This is a genomic window from Mycobacterium simulans, from assembly GCF_900232995.1.
GTDB lineage: Bacteria > Actinomycetota > Actinomycetes > Mycobacteriales > Mycobacteriaceae > Mycobacterium > Mycobacterium simulans.
Genome location: NZ_OCVX01000003.1, coordinates 1894144 through 1918318, shown reverse-complemented (window position 1 = coordinate 1918318; position 24175 = coordinate 1894144). Strand labels below are relative to the sequence as shown.

Genomic DNA, 24175 nt, shown 5'->3' with positions numbered 1-24175 from the left:
TGGTGACACCATGGACAGCATGAGGCAAAGGATTTTGGTCGTCGACGACGACGCTTCGCTGGCCGAGATGCTCACCATCGTGTTGCGTGGGGAGGGTTTCGACACCGCGGTCATCGGCGACGGTACTCAAGCCCTAACCGCGGTGCGCGAGCTGCGCCCCGACCTGGTGCTGTTGGATTTGATGTTGCCCGGTATGAACGGCATCGACGTGTGCCGGGTGCTGCGCGCCGATTCCGGCGTTCCAATCGTGATGCTGACGGCCAAGACCGACACCGTGGACGTGGTGCTGGGACTGGAGTCCGGCGCCGACGACTACATCATGAAACCGTTCAAACCCAAGGAGCTGGTCGCGCGGGTGCGGGCACGGCTGCGGCGCAACGACGACGAGCCCGCCGAGATGCTGTCCATCGCCGACGTCGACATCGACGTGCCGGCGCACAAGGTCACCCGCAATGGCGAGCAGATCTCATTGACACCGCTGGAGTTCGACCTGTTGGTCGCATTGGCGCGCAAACCCCGCCAGGTGTTTACTCGTGATGTGCTGCTCGAACAGGTGTGGGGATACCGGCACCCGGCGGACACCCGCCTGGTGAACGTGCATGTCCAACGTCTGCGGGCCAAGGTCGAAAAAGACCCGGAGAACCCGACCGTAGTGTTGACCGTTCGAGGAGTGGGATACAAGGCCGGACCTCCGTGATCCGGGATGTTGAAGCGGGGCGCCGTTGATCTGGGGCTCGCGGCGACGTAGTCGAGGTCGTTGGGGGCGTTCTGGCCCCATGACGCGGGGCTTGAGTGCACTGAGTCGAGCCGTAGGTATTGCCTGGCGCCGATCGCTGCAATTGCGGGTCGTGGCGTTGACGCTCGGACTCTCGCTCGCCGTGATCCTGGCGCTTGGCTTTGTGCTGACCAGCCAGGTCACCAACCGGGTGCTCGACATCAAGGTCAAGGCCGCGATCGATCAGATCGAGCGGGCGCGCACCACCGTCAGTGGGATAGTCAACGGCGAGGAGACGCGCTCGCTCGACAGTAGCCTCCAGCTCGCACGCAACACCCTGACGTCGAAATCCGACCCGGCCTCGGGCGCCGGCTTGGCCGGTGTGTTCGACGCGGTGCTGATGGTGCCGGGGGACGGGCCGCGCGCAGCCTCTAGCGCCGGACCCGTCGACCAGGTGCCTAGTGCGTTGCGGGGCTTCGTCAAGGCCGGGCAGGCGGCGTACCAGTACGCCACCGTGCACACCGACGGTTTCTCGGGGCCGGCGCTGATCGTCGGTACCCCGACGTCGTCCCGGGTGGCCAATCTGGAGCTGTACCTCATCTTTCCTTTGGTCAACGAGCAGGCCACGATCGCGCTGGTGCGCGGCACCATGGCCACCGGCGGCCTGGTGCTGCTGGTCCTGCTCGCCGGTATCGCCCTGTTGGTATCCCGGCAGGTCGTGGTGCCGGTTCGGTCGGCGTCCCGGATCGCCGAACGATTCGCCGAGGGCCACCTTTCCGAGCGCATGCCGGTCCGCGGTGAAGACGACATGGCCCGGCTCGCGGTCTCGTTCAACGACATGGCCGAGAGCCTGTCACGGCAGATCACCCAGCTCGAAGAGTTCGGCAACCTGCAGCGCCGGTTCACTTCCGACGTCAGCCACGAACTGCGCACGCCGCTGACCACGGTGCGGATGGCTGCCGACTTGATCTACGACCACAGCGCCGACCTCGACCCGACGCTGCGGCGCTCCACCGAGTTGATGGTCAGCGAGCTGGACCGGTTCGAGACACTGCTCAACGACCTGCTGGAGATCTCGCGCCACGACGCCGGCGTGGCCGAGTTGTCCGTCGAGGCGGTCGACCTGCGCGCGACGGTCAACAACGCTCTGGGCAACGTGGGCCACCTGGCCGAGGAGGCGGGTATCGAGTTGCTGGTGGACATGCCCGCGGAGGAGGTGATCGCCGAGGTCGATGCGCGCCGGGTGGAACGGATCCTGCGCAATCTGATTGCCAACGCCATCGACCACGCAGAACACAAACCGGTGCGGATCCGGATGGCCGCCGACGAAGACACGGTCGCCGTGACGGTCCGCGACTACGGGGTCGGGCTGCGGCCCGGTGAGGAGAAGCTGGTGTTCAGCCGGTTCTGGCGTTCGGATCCGTCACGGGTGCGGCGCTCCGGCGGCACGGGTCTGGGTCTGGCGATCAGCATCGAGGACGCGCGACTGCACCAGGGTCGACTGGAGGCATGGGGAGAGCCGGGCGAAGGTGCATGCTTCCGGTTGACGCTTCCCCTGGTCCGTGGCCATAAGGTGACTACGAGCCCGCTGCCCATGAAACCAATACCGCAGCCGACACCACCGACTGCGCCGGACCACGATGAGCGTCAGCGCCCACGTGAGCATGCCGAGTGGACCGGGTGATGGGACGGTTCCTTGCGATCGTGTTCCTGGCGGTGTTGCTGGGCGGTTGCGCCAGCGTGCCTAGCTCGTCGGCGCCGCAAGCCATCGGCACCGTCGAGCGACCGGCACCGTCAAATCTGCCCAAGCCGACTCCCGGCATGGACCCTGACGTACTGTTGCGCGAATTCCTCAAGGCCACAGCCGATCCCGCCAACCGGCATCTGGCCGCGCGCCAGTTCCTCACCCAATCGGCCTCCAACGCCTGGGACGATGCCGGTAGCGCACTGCTGATCGACCACGTGGTGTTCGTCGAAACCCGTGGCGCCGACCGGGTTTCGGCGACCATGCGGGCAGACATCCTGGGCTCGCTGTCCGACGTGGGGGTATTCGAGACCGCCGAAGGCCAGCTGCCAGACCCGGGCCCGATCGAGCTGGTCAAGACATCTGGCGGCTGGCGCATCGACCGGCTGCCCAACGGGGTCTTCCTGGACTGGCAGCAGTTTCAGGCGACCTACAAGCGCAACACCCTGTACTTCGCCGACCCGACCGGCAAGACCGTCGTCCCCGATCCGCGCTACGTGGCGGTGTCCGACCACGATCAGCTGGCCACGGAGCTGGTCTCCAAGCTGCTCGCCGGTCCGCGTCCCGAGATGGCGCACACGGTGCGCAATCTGCTGGCCCCGCCGCTGCGGCTACGCGGTCCGGTGACCCGAGCCGACGGCGGCAAGAGTGGCATCGGCAAAGGCTACGGCGGCGCACGCATCGATCTGGAGAAGCTGTCCACCACCGACCCACACAGTAGGCAATTGCTTGCCGCGCAGATCATTTGGACGCTGGCCAGGGCCGATATCAGAGGGCCGTATGTGATCAACGCCGACGGCGCCCCGCTCGAGGACAGGTTCGCCGAGGGGTGGACCACCTCCGACGTCGCCGCCACCGACCCCGGAGTCGCCGACGGCGCCGGTGCGGGGCTGCATGCCCTGGTAAGCGGGTCACTGGTAGCGCTGGACGGACAGCGCATCACCACCGTGCCCGGAGCCTTCGGGCGCATGGGGGACCAGACGGGCGCCGCGCTCTCGCGCAACGGGCGCCAGGTGGCGTCGGTGGTGACGCTGCGGCGCGGCGCCCCGGATATGGCGGCGTCTCTGTGGATCGGCGATCTCGGTGGCGAGGCGGTCCAGTCCGCCGACGGGCACAACCTGTCGCGGCCCAGTTGGTCGCTGGACGACGCGGTCTGGGTGGTGGTCGATACCAACAACGTGCTGCGAGCGATTCAAGAGACGGCGTCGGGACAACCGGCGCGGATCCCCGTGGATTCCACCGCGGTCTCCAGCCGCTTCCCCGGTCCCATCACCGATCTGCAGCTGTCCCGGGATGGGACACGTGCCGCGATGGTGATCGCTGGCCAGGTGATTCTGGCCGGTGTCGAGCAGACCCAGGCCGGCCAGTTCGCCCTGACCTACCCGCGGCGGCTGGGCTTCGGGCTGGGCACCTCGGTGGTTTCGTTGTACTGGCGAACCGGGGACGACATCGTGGTGACCCGCAACGATGCCACCCATCCGGTGTCGTACGTCAACCTCGACGGGGTGAACTCCGACGCGCCGTCCCGCGGTTTGCAGATCCCGCTTTTCGCCATCGCGGCCAACCCGTCGACGGTGTATGTCTCCGGCCCCCAAGGGGTTCTGATGTACTCGGCGTCGGCCGCCGAAAACCAGCAGAGCTGGTCGGAGGTGGCGGGGCTGATGGTGGCCGGGGCGGCGCCGGTGTTGCCCGGGTAATCCGGCTACCCTCGCACTGAGGAGGCCCGTCGGATGTTTCCCAAACTTCCCCGGTTGCGTTGGGATGAAGCCTTCCGTGCGTTGGACGTGCTGGGCTCATTGTGGCAGTCGACCGGGTTGCCGTCGGTCAGTGCCGGTGCGGCCCAGGCGGTTTCGATGCCCTACCGGACCTTGTTCATGACGCTGCAGCAACTGCTCGTCGGCAAGGAAGTCACGGTACGCATCGGCGACCACGATGTGGTGCTGACCGTCACCGAGCTGGATTCGGCGCTGGATCCCCAAGGATTGGCCGTGGGTCAGCTGGGCGAGGTCCGGGTGGCCGCCCGCGACGTCAGGTGGGATCAACACCACCTGCGGAGTGCCGTGGCCGTGCTGCGCAACGTGCATATCCGGCCGGGTGTGCCGCCGTTGGTGGTGGCTGCTCCGACGGAGCTGTCGTCGACGCTGCCCGCCGAAGTCTTCGACGACGTGCTGCGGCAGGTGGCGCCGCAGCTTCGTAGCGAACTGCGGCGGGACGGCACGGCCCGGCTGCGCTGGGCGCGCCGGCCCGACTGGGCGGGGCTCGAAGTGGACGCAGACGTGGTCGGGGCCGCTTTGTGGCTGCGACCACGCGCCGTGATTGCCGGGCAGCGGCGGTGGACGTTGCCGGCGTGGACGCCCGCTTACCGGGTGCCGCTGCCCGAGCTGCCTCATGGGCTGTTGATCACCGAGGTCAGCCTCGGAGTGGATTCCTTGCAATTGTCGGCCTTGCTTCCGGAATGGCGCATGGACTTGCCGATGAGGTATCTCGAGGATCTCATCACCCGGTTGAGCCAGGGTGCGCTCAGCTTCACTTGGCCGTCGCTGTGGAGGGGCTCCGACTAAGCCCGGATTGTGCGCATTGTCGATTTGGCGCGGTCGTTCGGGTGATTATGTCCATGGTCTCTGGGATCATCTTGCGCTTATTCTCTTGCCGCGTCGGCGAGTGATCCGATTAAACCAACCGATCTGGATGCTGTATATGGAAATAGGTGCAAGTCGCTGGGTATGAGTAATCGGATGAAACTCGACGAACGGGCACTTCCGCTGACCCCGGTACAGCTGGGGATATGGCTGTCCCAAGAAATAGAGGGCTCGGTAACGGAATGGCAAGTCAGCCAATTTGTGGTCATCGATGGCTGGGTTGATCCTGATTTATTGAAGCGGGCGATATGGCTAGTGGTGGGAGAGGCCGAACCGGCCAGGGCCGCTTTTTTCCAGCGCGATGGCCAGATCGTTCAAAGAACAATCGATGACCCCGATTTCGAGGTCGCCTGCTATGACCTCAGCGGATCGGATGATCCGGTGCAGGAGGCTTATCGGCTGGGTTCGTTGATCCAACAGACGCCGATGTCCTTTACTGGCCCATTGTTCAAATTTGCTTTGTGTCAGACGCGCGGCGATCAATTCTATCTATTCATATGTTGCCATCACCTGGTGGTCGACGGGTTCGGTTCCGTCCTTTGTGCCAATCGGATCGCTTCGGTGTATTCAGCGCTCGCTTCCGGTGTGCCCGTTCCGCCGGCCATTTTCGGCTCGTTTTCGGACATGGTTGGCTGTGAGTTGGAGTACGAGGCCTCCCGTGAATATCAGGAGGACCTGGCCTATTGGCGCCAAAACTTGCCGACCGAAAGCGTACCGAGCTATGGGTTGCCGGCTGCCGTGGGAGGGCCCGAATCGTGCACGGCATCCGCGCCGGTTCAGTTGGATCCGGCCGTGGTGCGTCGCGTCGACGAGTTTTCCGCCGCGTTGGGCATTCGTCGGTCGTCGGTTATCAGCGCTGCGTGCGCGCTTATCGTCCATGGGTGGTGTGGCGGTGGATCGGAGGTCGTGCTCGATTTCCCGGTCAGTAGGCGTACCACCCCGGAATTAATGACATTTCCCGGCACAATTGCCGGAGTTGTACCGCTGGTGGTGCAGATTTCCGCCCAATCTGCGGTTGGGAATTTTTGCCAACACGTCCACACACGGATACGCGAGGCGATGCGGCATCAGCGATTTCCGGTGCAGTCCTTGGGGGACAATCGAGCGTCCAATAGGGTAGGCGTCAACTTCCTGCCGTCCATAACGATCCTGCCGTTCGACGGCGCCCCGGCGTCCGCGGTATATCGGACTTTTGGCCGGGTGGGCCATTTTGGTCTCTTTTTCATTAGGGACGGCGATCGGCTGTCGTTGAGTACCGTAGGTGCTGGCCGGCCGTTTTCGGATTTCGACAGCGTCGATTTGGCGGGGCGGTTGGAGCGGGTGTTGGACGCGATGACCGCCGATCCGGCGCAGCTGGTGTCGTCGCTGGATCTGTTGGACGCGGCCGATCACGCCTGCCTGGATGAGTGCGGTAATCGGGCGGCATTAGCCCAGCGCTGTCTCGGCGAACCGGTACCGTCGGTTCCCCGATTGTTCGCTGCGCAGGTGGCGCGCACGCCCGAGGCCGTCGCGCTGGTATGCAACGGTCACCGGTGGACCTACCGCGAGCTCGATGCGAACGCCAACCGGCTCGCGCATCTGCTGGTTGGCCGCGGGGTGGGGCCCGGCGATGTGGTGGGGTTGCTGTTGGATCGATCACCGCAAGCCATCGTCGCGATTCTGGCGGTGCTGAAAACGGGAGCGGCCTACCTGCCCATCGACCGCAACTATCCCGATGCCCGCATCGCGTTCCTCGTGGCGGACGCCGCACCCGTCGCCGTGGTCAGCACCGCCGAGTTGGCCGGACGGCTGGCTGGGCATGAGGTGATGGTGATCGACATCGACGACCCCGTCATCGCGACCTGCGATCCGGATTCCGGGTTGCCGGCGCCGGCCGCCGACAACATCGCCTACATCCTCTACACCTCCGGCACCACCGGAACCCCTAAAGGCGTGGGGATCACCCACCGCAACATCACCCAATTGCTGGCGTCCCTGCGGGCGGGCGTGGCCTATGCGCCCGGGCAGGTGTGGTCCCAGTGTCATTCGTATGCCTTTGACTTCTCGGTCTGGGAAATCTGGGGCGCGTTACTGCACGGCGGGCGACTGGTTGTGGTGCCTGAGCCGGTGACCCGCTCCCCGGCAGACCTGCTTGCGTTGCTGGTCGCCGAACGGGTCAACGTGCTCAGTCAGACCCCGTCGGCGTTCTATGGCCTGCAGGCCGCCGACGCGGCACAACCCGAACTGGGTCGCCGGCTGCGCCTTGATGCGGTGGTGTTTGGCGGGGAAGCCCTTGAGCCGCATCGGATCACACCATGGCTTGACAGCCACCCGCGGCGGCCGCGGCTGATCAATATGTATGGCATTACCGAGACCACGGTGCATGCCTCTTACCGCGAGATCGTCGAAGCTGACACCGATAACAACAGCAGCCCGATCGGGCTGCCCCTGGCGAATCTGAGCTTCTTCGTGCTGGATGGGTGGCTGCGGCCAGTGCCGGCCGGGGTGGCCGGGGAGTTGTATGTGGCCGGTGCCGGGCTGGGTTGTGGGTATTGGCGGCGGGCGGGGTTGACGGCGTCGCGGTTTGTGGCCTGTCCGTTCGGCGGCGCGGCGGCGCCGGGCGCGCGTATGTATCGGACCGGGGACCTCGGGTATTGGGGGGCCGACGGGCAGCTGCACTATGTCGGGCGTGCCGACGAGCAGGTCAAGATCCGCGGGTATCGCATCGAACTCGGTGAAGTGCAAGCCGCGCTCGGCGGTTTGGATGGTGTGGATCAGGCGGTGGTCATCGCCCGCGAGGACCGCCCGGGTGATAAGCGGCTGGTCGGCTACATCACTGGAGCAGTCGAACCGAGCGCGATGAGAGCCGAGCTGGCGTCCCTGCTGCCGCATTACATGGTGCCCGCCACGGTGATGGTCGTTGAGCGGTTGCCGTTGACGGTCAACGGCAAGCTCGACACGCGGGCCCTGCCGGCGCCCGGCTACCGCGACACCGACCGATATCGCGCGCCGGCCACGCCGACCGAGGAAATCCTGGCCGCCATCTATGCCCAGGTGCTGGGAGTGGAGCGGGTCGGGGTCGACGAGTCGTTTTTCGACTTGGGTGGGGATTCGCTGTTGGCGATGCGGGTGATCACCGCGATCAATGTCGCGCTGGACGCCGGTCTGACGGTGCGCAGCGTGTTCGAGGCGCCGACGGTGGGACTGCTCGCGAGTCAGGTCGGGGTCGCGGCAAGGCGTGCTCCGTTGGTTGCCGCAGATCGACCTGAACCGGTGCCGCTGTCGTTCGCCCAGCAGCGGTTGTGGGTCCTGGATCAAGTGCATGGGGCATCACCGGTTTACAACATGCCGTGGGCGGCGCGGTTGGTTGGCAGTCTCGACGTCGAGGCGTTGGGCGCGGCCTTGGCGGATGTGGTGGGCCGCCATGAAAGCCTGCGCACGGTCTTTACGGATGGGGTCGACGGGATATCGCACCAGGTGGTCCTGCCGGCCGACCAAGCCGATCTGGGGTGGCAGGTCATCGACGCGGCCGGGTGGTCGGCAGGCCGGCTGCAGGCGGCGGTCGACGAGCAGGCCCGGCAGTGTTTCGATCTGGGCGCCGAGATCCCGTTTCGGGCGAGGCTTTTCCGGATCAGCGATCGCGAACACGTGCTGGTGATCGTGGTGCACCACATAGCCGCGGATGGCTGGTCGCTGGCTCCGCTGGCCGCCGGCTTGGGTGCGGCCTATGCCAGCCGGTGTGCCGGGCGGGCTCCGGACTGGGTCCAGTTGCCGGTGCAGTATGTCGACTACACGCTGTGGCAGCGGGCGAACCTGGGTGACCTATCCGATCCCGACAGCGCCATCGCGGCCCAGGTGGGGTATTGGGAGCGTGCGCTTGCCGGGCTTCCGCAGCGCCTGGAGTTGCCCACCGATCGGGCTTATCCGCAACGGGCTGATCACCGCGGCGCCAGTGTGGCTGTGCGGTGGCCAGCCGTGCTGCAGCGACAGGTGGCCCGGGTAGCTCGCGAGCATCATGCGACCAGTTTCATGGTGATCCAGGCGGGCTTGGCAGTGTTGTTGTCGGCGTTGAGCGCGAGTTCCGATGTGGCGGTAGGGGTTCCGGTGGCGGGCCGGGCAGATCCCGCCCTGGATGAATTGGTGGGCTTTTTTGTCAATACCTTGGTGCTGCGGGTGCAGGTGGCTGGTGATCGCACCTTCGCCGAGCTGCTGACCCAGGTGCGTGCGCGCAGCCTGGAAGCCTTCGAGCATCAAGATGTCCCCTTTGAGGTGCTGGTGGAGCGGCTCAACCCGGCCAGGAGCCTGACCCACCATCCCCTGATCCAGGTGATGCTGGCCTGGCAAAATAACACCCCTCCCGAGCCGGCGTTGGGTGATCTCGAGATCACCCCCATCCCGCTGGACACCCAGACCGCCCGCATGGATTTGGTTTTTTCGTTGGCCGAATCCTTCACTGCTACGGGTGAACCCGCCGGGATCGAGGGTTCGGTGGAGTTTCGCACCGACGTTTTCGACGCGGCCAGCATCCACACCTTGATCGAGCGGCTACAGCGCGTGTTGGAAGCCGCGGTGGCCGACCCCAACGGCGCGGTGTCGTCGATCAGGCTCCTCGACGCCGCCGAGCGCGCGCACCTAGACGAGGTCGGCAACCGGGCCACTTTGACCCAGCCCATCACCGCGACATCGATCCCGGAAATGTTCGCCGCACAGGTGGCGCGCACCCCGCAGGCGGTCGCGGTGGTGTTCAACGGTGACGCGATGACCTACCGCCAGCTCGACGACCAGACCAATCGGCTCGCTCACCTGTTGGTCGGCCATGGTGTGGGACCCGGTGCTGTGGTGGGGCTGCTGCTGCCTCGCTGCGACAGCGCGATCATCGCAATCCTGGCGGTATTGAAGACGGGAGCGGCGTATCTGCCGCTGGACCCCAGCCATCCCGATGCCCGCATCGCGTTGTTGGTTGATGACGGCGCGCCGGTGGCAGTGCTAACCACCGGCGAGGTGGCTGGGCGGTTGGCCGGCCGCAGCCCGCTGATCATCGACATCGACGACCCCGCGATCAATGCCCAACCTTGCCGGGAGTTGCCGGCGCCGGACCCGGACAACGTCGCCTACATCCTCTACACCTCGGGGACAACCGGGACGCCCAAGGGCGTGGCCGTCACCCACCGCAACATCACCCAGCTGTTCGCCGCACCGACTCCGTTGGCACCCTCGGCCGATCAGGTGTGGAGCCAGTGTCATTCCTACGGTTTCGACGTCTCGGCGTTGGAGATCTGGGGAGCGCTGCTGCATGGCGGCCGGCTGGTGGTGGTCCCCGAATCCGCCACCCGCTCCCCGGCAGAGCTGCATGCTCTGCTCGTCGCCGAACACGTCACCGTCGTGAACCAAACCCCCTCGGCCCTAGCGGCATTGCCCGCGCCGGGATTGGAATCGGCCACACTCGTGGTGGCTGGTGAGGCGTGTCCCGCCGAACTGGTAGAGCGCTGGGCGCCCGGGCGGGTAATGATCAACGGCTACGGCCCAACCGAGACGTGGTACGCGTCCATGAGCGCACCCCTGCTCCCGGCGTCAGGTGCGCCTCCGATTGGGACACCGCTGGCGGGGGCGGCGCTATTCGTGCTCGACGCCTGGTTGCGTCCCGTGCCGGCCGGGGTGGTCGGGGAGTTGTATGTGGCCGGTCGCGGAGTCGGCTGCGGATACTGGCGGCGGGGGTCGTTGACCGGGTCGCGGTTTGTGGCGTGCCCGTTCGGGCCGGCGGGGTCGCGCATGTATCGCACCGGGGACATGGCGCGCCTGCGCGCCGATGGCCAGCTGGAGTTCGTCGGGCGCGTCGACGAGCAGGTCAAGATTCGCGGGTATCGCATCGAACTCGGTGAAGTGCGAGCTGCAGTGGGCGGCTTGGCGGGGGTGGATCAGGCGGTGGTGATCGCCCGCGAGGACCGCCCCGGCGATAAACGCCTGGTGGGTTATGTCACCGGGACTGTTGATCCGGCAGAAGCGCGCGCCGCACTGGCGGCCTGGTTACCCGGTCACATGGTGCCTGCGGCGGTGGTGCCGCTGCCGGCAATGCCGTTAACGGTCAACGGCAAGCTCGACACTCGCGCGCTACCGGTGCCCGAATACGGCGACAGCGAACGGTATCGGGCCCCGGCCACCGCGACCGAGGAGATCCTGGCTGGCATCTACGCCCAAGTGCTGGGGGTGACGCGGGTGGGGGTCGACGATTCGTTCTTCGATTTGGGTGGGGACTCGCTGTCTGCGATTCGGGTGATTGCAACGATCAATACCGCTGTGGCGGTGGGGCTTTCGGTACGTGCCCTGTTCGAGGCCCCGACGGTGGCCCAGTTAGCCACCCGCATTGGGACGGGTTCGGGCGTGCGTGCGTCGCTGGTGCCGGTCGAACGGCCCTCGATGGTTCCGTTGTCGTTTGCCCAGCAGCGGTTGTGGTTCCTCGATCAACTCGAGGGGCCATCGCCGGTCTACAACCTCGCATGGGCGGCGCGGTTGCACGGCGATCTGGATGCCGTCGCGTTGGCCGCGGCGCTGGCCGATGTGGTGGCCCGCCACGAGAGCCTGCGCACGGTGTTCCCGTCGATTGACGGCACAGCCCAACAGGTGGTCCTGCCCACCGAAAAGGCCGCCCTGGCATGGCAGTTCGTCGATGCGGCCGAGTGGTCCGCGGACCGACTGGATGAGGCCGTCGCCGAGCAGGCTCGGCACTGTTTCGATCTGGGTGCCGAGATACCGTTGCGCGCAGTGCTTTTCCGAGTCCACGACCGCCAGCACGTTCTGGTGATCGTGGTGCACCACATCGCCGCCGACGGGTGGTCGCTGGCCCCGCTGGCCGCCGATCTGAGCGCGGCATATGCCAGCCGGTGTTCCGGGCAGGCTCCGGGCTGGCCTGAGTTGGCGGTGCAGTACGCCGACTACACCTTGTGGCAGCGTGAGCGCCTGGGCGATCTGGCCGATACCGACAGCGGCATCACCGCTCAGCTGGCCTATTGGGAAAAGGCGTTGGCGGACCTGCCGGAACGCCTTGAGCTGCCGACCGATCGCCCCTATCCGCAGGTGGCTGACCACCGCGGTGCCAGTGTGGCGGTCCAGTGGCCGGCGACGCTGCAACAGCGGGTGGCGCGGGTGGCCCGTGAGCATCACGCGACCAGTTTCATGGTGGTCCAAACCGCTCTTGCCGCACTGTTATCGACGATCAGCGCCAGCAGCGATGTGGCGGTGGGGATTCCGGTCGCCGGGCGAGGCGACCCGGCGTTGGACGCGTTGGTGGGTTTTTTCGTCAACACCGTGGTGTTGCGTGTCCAGCTGTCTGGTGATCCCAGCTTCGCCGAGCTGCTGGCGCGGGTGCGTGCGAGCAGCCTCGAGGCTTTCGAGCATCAAGACGCCCCCTTTGAGGTGCTGGTCGAGCGGCTCAACCCCACCCGGAGCCTGGCCCATCACCCCCTGGTGCAGGTGATGTTGGCCTGGCAAAACACCGCCCCCGCCGAGCTCGCGTTGGGTGATCTCAACATCACTCCCATGCCGGTGCACACCCAGACAGCGCGCATGGACCTCACGTTTACGTTGTCCGAACACTTCACCGACACCGGTGAGCCCGCCGGAATCAGCGGCACAGTGGAGTTTCGTACCGATGTATTCGATGCCGCCAGCATCGGCGCTCTCGTGGGGCGGTTACAGCGACTCCTCGACGCGATGACCGCGGACCCGGCGCAGCGGTTGTCGTCGATCGATCTCTTGGATCCGGGCGAGCACGGACGGCTGGATGAGATCGGCAATCGTTTGGCGTTGACGGCGCCAGCGATGTCCGGGTCGATTCCGGAGTTGTTTGCCGCGCAGGTGACCCGCACCCCGGATGCGGTCGCGGTGGTGTTCGAGGACGACACGTGGACCTATCGCGATCTGGACAGTGCGGCTAATCGGTTGGGGCATCTGCTGATCGACCACGGCGTCGGCCCCGGTGACGTCGTGGGTCTGTTCGTTGAGCGTTGCGCGCAAGCGATTACGGCGATTTTGGCGGTGCTCAAAACCGGCGCTGCCTATGTGCCGATCGATCCGCGCTATCCCGATGCCCGCATCGCGTTCGTGCTCGAGGATGCCGCGCCCGTCGTGGTGCTGACCACCGCCGCGTTGGCCGATCGGCTGGCCGGCCACGACGTGGCCGTTATTGACCTAGACGAGCCCGGCGTTGACACCTGCAATCTCGCATGTGGGTTGCCGGCGCCCGACGCCGACCATCTGGCCTACCTCGTCTACACCTCGGGCACCACCGGAACGCCGAAAGGCGTTGGGATCACGCACCGCAACGTCACACAGCTGTTCGCCTCCCAAGCCAACGGTGTGGCGCCGGCGCCGGGGCAGGTGTGGAGTCAGTGGCATTCCTATGCCTTCGACGTCTCGGTGTGGGAGATGTGGGGAGCGTTGCTGCATGGTGGGCGGCTGGTGGTGGTACCCGAGGCGGTGATCGGTTCCCCCGCAGACCTGCTGTCGTTGCTGGTGCGCGAGCGCGTCACCGTGCTCAGCCACACCCCGTCGGCGTTCGACGGTCTGCTGGCCGCGGCTACCGCACAGCCCGAGCTGGCGCGTCGGCTGCAGCTGGATGCGGTGGTGTTCGCCGGTGAAGCGTTGCAGCCGCAACGGTTAGCGGAGTGGCTGGCCAACCATCCCGCGCGCCCGCGACTGATCAATATGTATGGCACCACCGAGACCACGGTGCATGCCTCGGTTCGCGAGATCGTCGAGCACGACACCCACTGTGGTGTCAGCCCGATCGGGGTGCCGGGGACGCAGGCGGCGTTTTTCGTGCTGGACGGGTGGTTGCGTGCGGTGCCGGTCGGGGTGGTGGGCGAGCTGTATGTGGCGGGTCCGCAGATGGGATGTGGGTATTGGGGCCGGGGCGCGTTGACCGCGTCACGGTTTGTGGCCTGCCCATTCGCCGGGACCGGGACACGGATGTATCGCACCGGAGACTTGGTGCGCTGGGGCGCCGACGGGCAACTCGAATTCCTCGGGCGCTGCGATGAGCAGGTCAAGATCCGCGGGTATCGGATCGAACCCGCCGAGGTCGCCGCGGTGCTGGCCGACGTCAATGGGGTGGATCAAGCGGTGGTGATCGCCCGCGAGGACCGCCCGGGGGACAAGCGGCTGGTGGGCTACATCACCGGAACGGCCGACCCAGCGAAGGCGCGGGCCGCGCTAGCGACCCGGCTGCCCGGCTATATGGTGCCCGCCGCGGTGGTGGTAGTGCCCGCAATGCCGTTGACCGTCAACGGCAAACTCGATCGGCGGGCGTTGCCGGCCCCTGAGTTTGTCAGTGACGTGGCCTATCGGGCGCCGCGTGATCGGGTGGAACAGGTGCTGGCCACACTGTTCGGCGAAGTCCTCGGGGTTGCCCGGATCGGCATCGACCAAGGGTTTTTCGAACTCGGTGGGCATTCCCTATCGGCGACGCGGCTAGTGGTGCGGATCCGGGCCGAACTGGATGTCGAGGTACCCATCCGGGCCGTGTTCGACGCGCCCACCGTGGCCGGGTTGGCGCAATGGCTGCGGGAACAATCCGGGGAACGCACGCGGACGGCTCTCACCAAACAGCGACGCCCGCAACAGATCCCATTGTCATACGCACAGACCAGATTGTGGTTCATCGATAAGTACGAGGGTCCGGCCGCGACCTACAACGTTCCCCTGGCGGTGCGATTCACCGGCCGGCTCGATGCTGCGGCCCTGGTGGCGGCGATCGGCGATCTGGTGGCGCGTCATGAAAGTCTGCACACGGTCTTCGCCGACACCGACGGCGTTCCGTGGCAGCGGATCCTGCCGGCCGAGTCCGTCGACGTGCCGGTAACGCTGACCGAAGTGACTGGCGGGCAGCAGTTGTCGGGAGCGGGGGCACGAGCCGCTAAATACCGCTTCGACCTGGCGACCCAGATCCCAATCCGGGCGGATCTGTTGCGGGTGTCCGAAACCGAGCACGTATTGGTGTTGGTGTTGCACCACATTGCCGCCGACGGAGCCTCGCTGATGCCGTTGGCCCACGATTTGGCCACGGCTTATGTCGCGCGGTGTGCGGGTGTCGAGCCGAGCTGGTCACCGCTGCCAGTGCAGTACGCCGACTACACCCTGTGGCAGCGCCATGTCCTGGGCGCCGAAGACGACGCCAACAGTGTTTTGGCGGCGCAGTTCGCCTACTGGCGTGCCGAGCTAGCCGGGGTGCCCGAGCAGATCTCACTGCCGACGGACCGGCCGCGCCCAACCCAGCAGACGTTCGACGGCGATCTCGTGCCCTTCACCATTGATCCGCGGCTGCGTCAACAAATCGAGCAGCGCGCCTGGGAAACCGGCACGACCACCTCGATGGTGTTGCAGGCGGCGCTGGCAGTTCTGCTGCGAAAGCTCGGTGCCGGTGACGACCTGACGATCGGCTGCCCGATCGCCGGGCGCACCGACCAGTCGCTGGCCGGCCTGATCGGCTTTTTCGTCAACACCTGGGTGCTCCGCGTTGACACCTCGGGCAATCCCCGCTTCCGTGAGCTGCTCGAGCAGGTACGCGCAAAGGCGTTGGCCGCCTACGAAAACCAGGACGCACCGTTTGAACGTCTGGTGGAACTGCTCAACCCGTCACGATCCGCGGCGCACCACCCGCTGTTCCAGGTGTCCTTGGTGCTACAGAACAACCCGCTCCCGCAGGTCGAGCTCCCCGGACTGAGCATCGAGACGCTGCCCGCGCCCACCAACACCGCCAAGTTCGATCTGCACATCGAACTCGTCGATCTCCCCGCGATTGCCGGGCAGCCTCAGCCGCTGCCGGGGACCATCGAATACGCCACCGACCTGTTCGACCGCGACACCGTCGAAAAGTTCGCCGCGTACTACCTGCGCATCCTGCACGCGGTTGGCGAGGATCCCCGCCGTCGCATCGACCTCATCGACATTCTCGATGCCGCCGAACGCAGCCAGATGCTCGGCGACGTCCCAATCGCGGCCCCGCCGGCAACCGTCCCGCAACTGTTCGCCGCACAGGTCGACCGCAACCCGGATGCGGTGGCCGTGGTGTGTGCGGGCGGCTCGTCGACCTACCGGGAGCTCGATGCGGCCGCAAACCGATTGGCGCACTGGCTGACCGGCGTCGGAGTGGGTGCCGGTGATGTGGTGGCGCTGCTCTTGGAGCGCTCGACGGAGGCGGTCATCGCGATCTTGGCGGTGCTCAAAACCGGGGCCGCCTACTTGCCCATCGACCCGGCACACCCCGATGCGCGCATCGCGTTCATGCTGGGCGACGCCACTCCGGTGGCCGCCGTCACCACCACCGACCTGGCCGGCCGGCTGGACGGCCACCAGGTGCGGGTGGTCGACATCAACGACTTCACCGACAGCGTCCACACCGCCCACCCACTCAACCACCCAAACCCCGACGACATCGCTTACATCCTCTACACCTCCGGCACCACGGGAGTCCCCAAAGGCGTTGCAGTCACTCACCACAACGTCGCGGCGTTATTCACCTCGATGAGCCAGGGTCTGACGGCGGCCCCGAACCAGGTGTGGACCCAATGTCATTCCTATGCCTTTGACTTTTCGGTCTGGGAGATCTGGGGCGCATTGCTGCATGGCGGGCGGCTGGTGGTGGTGCCCGAAGCGGTGACCCGGTCGCCGGCGGACCTGCTGGCATTGCTGGCCTCCGAGCGGGTCAATGTGCTCAGCCAGACCCCGTCGGCGTTTTACGGGTTGCAGGCCGCGGAGGCCGCCCAGCCCGAGCTGGGGCGCCAACTCGCGCTGGATGCGGTGGTGTTTGGCGGCGAAGCTCTGCAGCCGCAACGCCTGGGCGGGTGGCTGGACAACCATCCGGGGCTGCCGCGGCTGATCAACATGTATGGCATCACCGAGACCACGGTCCATGCCACCTGGCGCGAGATCGTCGAGCCTGACACCCATAGCAGCACCAGCCCGATCGGGATCGCCGGATACGGGGAGGCGTTGTTCGTGCTGGACGCTGGACTGTGCCCGGTAGCGCCCGGCGTTGCCGGCGAGTTGTACATCGCCGGCACCGGCGTGGGGTGTGGCTATTGGCGCCGGGCGGCGCTGACCGCCGCACGGTTTGTGGCCTGCCCGTTCATGATTGGGACGCGGATGTACCGCACCGGAGATCTGGTGCGGCGGGGTGCCGACGGCCAATTGCAGTACGTTGGCCGCGCAGACGATCAGGTCAAGATCCGCGGCTACCGCATCGAGTGCGCCGAGATCGAAGCGGTGCTAGCCAGCCATCCCCGGGTCGCTCAGTCGGCCGTCATTGCCCACTCGGCCAACACCGGCGACCAACACTTGGTGGGCTACGTCGTGCTGGACCGCCAGGCCACGCTCACCCGCGAGCCCGAACACGAAGACCACCTCGTCCAGCAATGGCGTGGCATCTACGACAACCTCTACACCGGGTCTACCCGCCCAGCGCTCGGCGAGGATTTCAGCGGCTGGAACGACAGCTACACCGGCGCAGCCATCCCGCTCGAGCAGATGCGCGAATGGCGCGACGCTACCGTGGCCCGCATCACCGCACTGGGTCCGCGACGGGTGCTCGAGATCGGGGTGGGTTCGGGCCTGCTGCTGGCGAGGCTGGCCCCTACGGCAGCTGAGTATTGGGGTACCGACCTCTCCGCGCACACCATTGAAACGCTGAAATCCGCAGTGGCACAGGAAAACTGGGGTAATCGAGTGCGGCTGCGCGCACAGCCCGCGCATCGGGACGATGGGTTACCCAACGGGCACTTCGATGTCGTGGTCCTCAACTCGGTGATCCAGTACTTCCCCAGCGCGGGCTACCTGCTCGACGTGCTTGCCACCGCGCTGCGGCTGCTGGCACCGGGCGGGGCGCTCTTTGTCGGTGACGTGCGCAACCTGACCCTGCTGCAAGCGTTCACCGTCGGAACGTTATGCACCGACGGCGTCAACGACGGCGCGGCCGTGCTGCGTGAGCGGGTGCGCCGGGAAATGCTCGCCGACAAAGAGCTGCTGCTGGCGCCCGAATTCTTTACCGCCCTGCCCCAGCACCTGGCAGATATCGCCGCGGTCGACGTCCAACTCAAGGACATGCAAGCGGTCAACGAACTCAGCGGCTACCGCTACGACGTGGTGCTCCGCAAGGCGCCGATACCGACGCGCTCCGTGGCACAATTCCCGACCCAACCCTGGCAGCAGCTGAAAAGCCTTGCCGCACTTCGCAATTACCTGACGTCCCAGCGCCCATCGGAGCTGCGTGTCACCGGAGTGCCGCATGCCGGGATCTGGACCGACATTGCGATGACACAGGCGCTGGCCCGCGCGCACGATCGGCTACCCGTCAGCCAGTTGCGTGCCGACCTTCCCGCCCCGGAGGGCGTCCTGCCCCATCAATGCCACCTGCTGGGGCAAGAACTGGGCTACACCGCGGCGGTAACCTGGTCGGCCACAGCCGGATTGATGGATCTCATCTACACACAAGGGCCAACCGAAGCGGCCCTCTCGGACGTCTATCTGCCCGCCACAGCGGTGGGCTCGATCACGCAGTACGTCAATGACCCCTCGGCCACCGAAGTGGTGGCTGGGCTGCGCCGGTTCGCGGTCGCGCGGTTGCCGGAGTTCATGATGCCCGCAGCGATCATGGCGGTCGAGTCCTTGCCGTTGACGGTCAACGGCAAGCTCGACCGCAAGGCGTTACCGGCCCCGGAGTTCACCAGCGGAAGCGTCTACCGGGAGCCGCGTGATCGGCGGGAACGGGTATTGGCCGCGTTGTTCGGCGAGGTCCTCGGGCTGGAGCGGGTCGGGATCGACGACGGATTCTTCGAATTGGGCGGGGACAGCATTTCGTCGATGCAGGTGGTGGCGCGGGCCCGCGCGGCGGGCGTGGTGTGTACGCCGCGCGACATTTTCACCGAGCGGACCGTGGCCGGGGTGGCCCGCGTTGCCGGGCTGGTTGCCGACGGCGAGCACGGTCGCGTTGACGACGGCGTCGGTGAGGTATTGGCGACACCGATCATGGGCTGGCTACACGGCCTTGACGGCGCCGTGGAGCAGTTCAACCAGACGATGCTGCTGCAAGCCCCCGCGGGGGTGACCGAAGCCGACGTGAGCGTGCTGGTGCAGGCCCTGCTGGATCGCCACGCTATGTTGCGGGCGCGCGTCGTGGAGGACGGCGCCGGGACTTGGTCGCTGCACGCGCCGGAACCGGGCTCGGCCAAGGTCGAGGTGCAGGGTGTGGCGGAGTTGTCGGACGAGGTGCTGGTGGCGGCGCGGCGCCGGTTGGATCCGGCCGCCGGGGTGATGGTGAGCGGGCTATGGGTGTCGTCGACGGCCCAGCTGGTGCTGGTCATCCACCATCTGGCCGTCGACGGGGTGTCCTGGCGGATCCTGGTAGACGACCTGAACTCGGCTTGGGCGCAGCGCCGCGGTGGACACGACGTTGCACTGCCGGTGCGGGGCACATCGTTTCGGCGGGGGGCCGCGGTGCTGGGCGAGCACGCGCGGTCCGCGGCGGTCGTCGATCAACTCCCGGCGTGGCGACGCCTCGAAGCGGTGGGCCCGGCGCTGCCCACAGCCAAAGACACGTTTGCCGCCGCCGAGCAGACGTCGGTGTGGCTGGACGTTGAAACGACGCGCATGCTGCTCGGTGCGGTGCCGGCGGCGTTTCACACCGGAATCCACGAGGTCTTGCTGATCGCGTTCGGGTTGGCGTGGGCGGAATTTCTGGGTCGCAGCGGTAAGCCGATCGCCATCGACGTTGAGGGTCATGGCCGTCAGGAAGGCATCGTCGCCGATATTGACCTATCGGCCACCGTGGGATGGTTCACCACCAAATATCCGGTGGCGTTAAAGGTGGATCGGCTGGACTGGCGCGCCGCGCCAGGGACCGTGATCAAGGACCTCAAGGAGCAGCTTCGAGCCGTCCCGGACGGCCTGTCCTACGGTTTGCTGCGCTACCTGAATCCCGAGGCGGACTTGACCGGGCCCGACACGTCGATCGGCTTTAACTATCTGGGCCGGCTGGGCGGCGATGCGGCGCACGCCGATACGTGGCAACTCGCCGGGAGCCCGGTATTCAGCGATCCCGCGGCGGCAGCGGTGCCGATGGCGTTGCCTCACGCCGTGGCGGTCAACGCGTTCACCCTCGATACCGACACCGGCCCGCGGCTGCTCGCCACCTGGACCTGGGCGTCCTCCGTCCTCGACCGGGTGGCGATCGACCGGGTGAGCCAGCTGTGGTTTGACGCATTGGCCGCGATCTGTGCCCATGTCACCGACGGTGGGGGCGGATTGAGCCCGTCGGACCTGGCCCCCCTGCACATGACCCAGCAACAGATCGACCGTCTCGACCAGCGCTACCGGATCGCCGACATGCTGCCGCTCAGCCCGCTGCAACAGGGTCTGCTGTTCCACGCCGGCAGCGCGCGCGGTCGCGATGACGTGTACGCGGAGCAGCTCAATATCACCGTGACCGGCCACCTGGACGCCGATCGTCTGCATGCGGCGGTGCAAGCGGCCGTCGATCGGCACCCGAACCTGGCGGCCCGATTCGTCTACGAGGATCTTGACCAACCGGTGCAGATCATCCCGGCCGACCCGCGGGTGCCGTGGCGTTATCTCGACCTCACCGAGCACGTCCGGCCCGACGAAGAGCTTGCGCGCGTGGCCGCCGAAGAACGCGCCGCCGTCATGGATCTGGCGGAGGCGTGCCCGATTCGGGCCGCGCTGATCCGCACCGCATGCGACGGGCATCGATTGGTGCTCACGAATCATCACATCGTGCTCGGCGGCTGGTCTCTGGCGATCCTGCTCAGCGAAATCCTGGCCTGCTATGACGGGCAGCCGCTGCCGACCCCCGCCTCGTATCGCCGCTATCTGACCTGGCTGGCCGACCAGGATCGCGACCGCGCCCACGCCGCCTGGCGGACGGTAATGGCGGGTGTGCCGGCACCCACCTTGGTAGGCCCGCCCGATCCGTTGGGGTTGGGCGGCAAGGACGCGAGGTCCTTCCAGTTGTCGGTGGCCACCACCGAGGCGCTGAGCGCGCTGGCGCGGGCGCATCACACCACGGTGAGCACGGTCCTGCAGGCGGGCTGGGCGCAGATACTGTGCTGGCTGACCGGTCAGCACGATGTGGTGTTTGGCACCGTGGCCGCGGTGCGCCCGCCCGATCTGGCGGGCGCGGAGTCGATGGTTGGCTTGTTGATCAACACCGTGGCCGTGCGGGCGACCATGAGCGCGACAACCACGACCGCGCAGCTACTGGACCAGCTACACAATGCCCACAACGTCACCCGTGAGCACCAACACCTGGCGCTCCCCGAGATCCAGCGCATCGCCGGCCACGACCGGCTGTTCGACACCCTCTTCGTCTACGAGAACTATCCGATCGACAAGTCGACCGAGCTCGGTGCCCACGACCTGTCCATCACCGAGATCACCGCTCACGAACACACCCACTATCCGCTCGTCCTGACCGCTGCACCGGGACCGCGACTGAGCTTTCGGGTCGAATTCGCCACCACCGTTTTCGACGCGGCCGGCATTGAGGCGCTCTTCGACCGGTTGATGGGGGTATTGGAGGCCATGTCCGCCGATCCGGCGCGACCGTTGTCGTCGATCGATCTGGTCGATGCCGCCGAGCGGGCCCGGCTGAATGACATCGGCAACCGGGCGGCGTTAGCACGGCCGGTGGATGCGGTGTCGATTCCGGAGTTGTTCGCCGCGCAGGTGGCCCGCACTCCGGAGGCGGTCGCGCTGGTGTTCAACGGTGACACCTGGAGCTATCGCGAGCTCGATGAGGCGGCTAACCGGTTGGCGCACTTGCTGGCCGATTGTGTGGTGGGCCCAGGTGAGGTGGTGGGGCTGTTGTTACCCCGTGGCGCGCAGGCCATTATCGCGATCCTGGCGGTGCTCAAAACCGGGGCGGCCTATCTACCCATCGATCCCCACTATCCCGATGCCCGCATCGCGTTCGTGCTCGAGGATGCCGCGCCGGTGGCGGTGTTGACCACCGCCGCGTTGGCACCCCGGCTGGCCGGGCACGACGTGGGCGTCATCGACATCGACGACCCCGCGATTGACACTTGCTATCCCGCGGATCGGCTACCGGCGCCGGAAGCCGGCAACATCGCCTACCTGCTGTACACCTCCGGCACCACCGGTGTCCCCAAAGGCGTTGCCGTTACCCACCGCAACGTCACCCAACTGTTCGCATCGCAGGCGGTGGGCGTGGCGCCGGCGCCGGGGCAGGTGTGGAGTCAGTGGCATTCCTATGCGTTCGACGTCTCGGTGTGGGAGATGTGGGGCGCGTTGTTGCATGGCGGGTGCCTGGTGGTGGTGCCCGAGAACGTGGTCGGCTCCGCAGCAGAATTGCACAAATTGCTGGTTTCCGAACGCGTCAACGTGCTCCATCAAACCCCCTCGGCGGCGGCGGTTCTGCCACCGGAGGGCTTGGAGTCGGTGACAGTGGTGGTTGCCGGGGAAGCGTGTCCGGCTGAGTTGGTGGATCGCTGGGCGCCCGGGCGGGTAATGGTCAACGCCTATGGCCCGACTGAGACAACGGTGTATGCATCGATGAGTGCGCCGCTAGAGGCGGGGTTGCCCGGTTCGGGTGCGCGACCGATCGGTTCGCCGGTGTGGGGGGCGGCGTTGTTCGTGCTCGATGGGTGGCTGCGTTTGGTGCCGGTTGGGGTAGTAGGGGAGCTGTATGTGGCGGGTCCTCAAGTGGGGTGCGGGGATTGGCGCCGGACGTCGTTGACGGCGTCGCGGTTTGTGGCGTGCCCGTTGAGCGGAACCGGCCAGCGGATGTATCGCACCGGCGACCTGGTGCGCTGGGGTGCCGATGGCCAGCTCGAATTCGTGGGACGCGCCGACGAGCAGGTCAAGATCCGCGGGCATCGCATCGAGCCGGCGGAGGTGGCGGCGGCATTGGCCGACGTCGATGGAGTGGATCAGGCGGTGGTGATCGCCCGCGAGGACCGCGCCGGGGACAAGCGGCTGGTGGGTTATATCACGGGGACGGCCGACCCGGCCCAGGCGCGCACAGAGCTGGCCGCCCGGTTGCCCGCGTACATGATGCCTGCCGCGGTGGTGGTCGTGCCCGCAATTCCGTTGACCGTCAACGGAAAACTCGACACCCGCGCGCTACCGGCCCCGGACTACGGTGACGCCAACCGGTACCGCGCTCCGGCCACCGCGGTCGAGGAAGCCTTGGCCGGCATGTATGCCCAAGTGTTGGGGCTCGAACGGGTTGGTGTCGACGATTCGTTCTTCGAACTCGGCGGGGATTCACTGCTGGCGATGCGGTTGATCGCCACGATCAACTCGACGTTCCATGCCGGGCTATCGGTGCGCACGCTGTTCGAGGCGCCGACGGTTGCCGGCCTGAGTCAACGGCTGGGCTCGACGGACAGCTCGGTCGAGCTTGTTCCCGTCGAGGTGCTCAAAAATGGCGCCGGGGTTCCGCTGTTCTGTCTGCCGCCGGCCGGCGGCGTCAGCTGGCAATACCGCGCTTTGGGTTCGTATGTGGATTGCCCGATCATTGGCCTGCAGCAGATCCCGAACAACGAAGCTCCGCGATCGGTCCGGGATTTGGCAAAGAACTACGCCGACACCATCCAGGCGTTACACCCGGACGGTCCGTACCGCCTGCTCGGCTGGTCGTTCGGCGGCACCGTTGCGCACGAGCTCGCCATTGAGCTGCGCCGCCGAGGATGCGTCGTCGCCCCCCTGTTGCTCCTCGACGCTCGGCCGGTGCTCAATGCTGCCCCAGCGCCGCTTACCTACGAGCAGGGCGTGGAATTGCTGCAACGCCAGGTGCCCGACGTGCCACTGCCGTCCCGGCAACTCGGAGAGGCCCTGCTCGAGAACATAAATCGGAACGCGCTACTCGGGGCGCAGCATATGCCGGACATCTTCGACGGCGACATGATCATTTTCTCGGCCACGCGCGACGGCGACGGTTCACCGCTGCTGCAACGTTGGTGGCCATATGTCGCCGGCAACATCGTCGAACACCCCGTCGACTGCACTCACAATGAGATGTTGGCCCCGCAGTCGCTGGATCTGTTCGGCCGGATGCTCGGCGACGCACTG

The 24175-nt window shown here is 66.5% G+C and carries 4 protein-coding genes and 1 pseudogene; all 5 read left to right on the top strand.

Annotated features, from left to right (window positions below; genetic code table 11):
• Positions 1-10 precede the first annotated feature (10 nt).
• Positions 11-697, top strand: coding sequence for a two-component system response regulator MtrA (gene mtrA, locus MSIMFI_RS09400; RefSeq protein ID WP_055576516.1), 687 nt, complete (start codon positions 11-13; stop codon positions 695-697).
• A gap of 25 nt (positions 698-722) precedes the next feature.
• On the top strand, positions 723-2399 hold the full coding sequence (gene mtrB / locus MSIMFI_RS09395; RefSeq protein WP_191497005.1) for an MtrAB system histidine kinase MtrB: 1677 nt from the start codon (positions 723-725) through the stop codon (positions 2397-2399).
• Entirely contained in the window at positions 2399-4156 is a 1758-nt protein-coding gene (gene lpqB / locus MSIMFI_RS09390; RefSeq protein ID WP_191498102.1) for an MtrAB system accessory lipoprotein LpqB, read from the top strand. Before mtrB ends, lpqB begins: the two co-directional genes overlap by 1 nt.
• 33 nt (positions 4157-4189) lie before the next feature.
• A complete protein-coding gene (locus MSIMFI_RS09385; protein WP_191497004.1) occupies positions 4190-5020 on the top strand; it encodes a hypothetical protein in 831 nt (276 codons plus the stop codon).
• 174 nt (positions 5021-5194) lie between these two features.
• Positions 5195-24118, top strand: a pseudogene (locus tag MSIMFI_RS27980) (amino acid adenylation domain-containing protein); the annotation flags it as partial.
• Between the last annotated feature and the right edge of the window lie 57 nt (positions 24119-24175).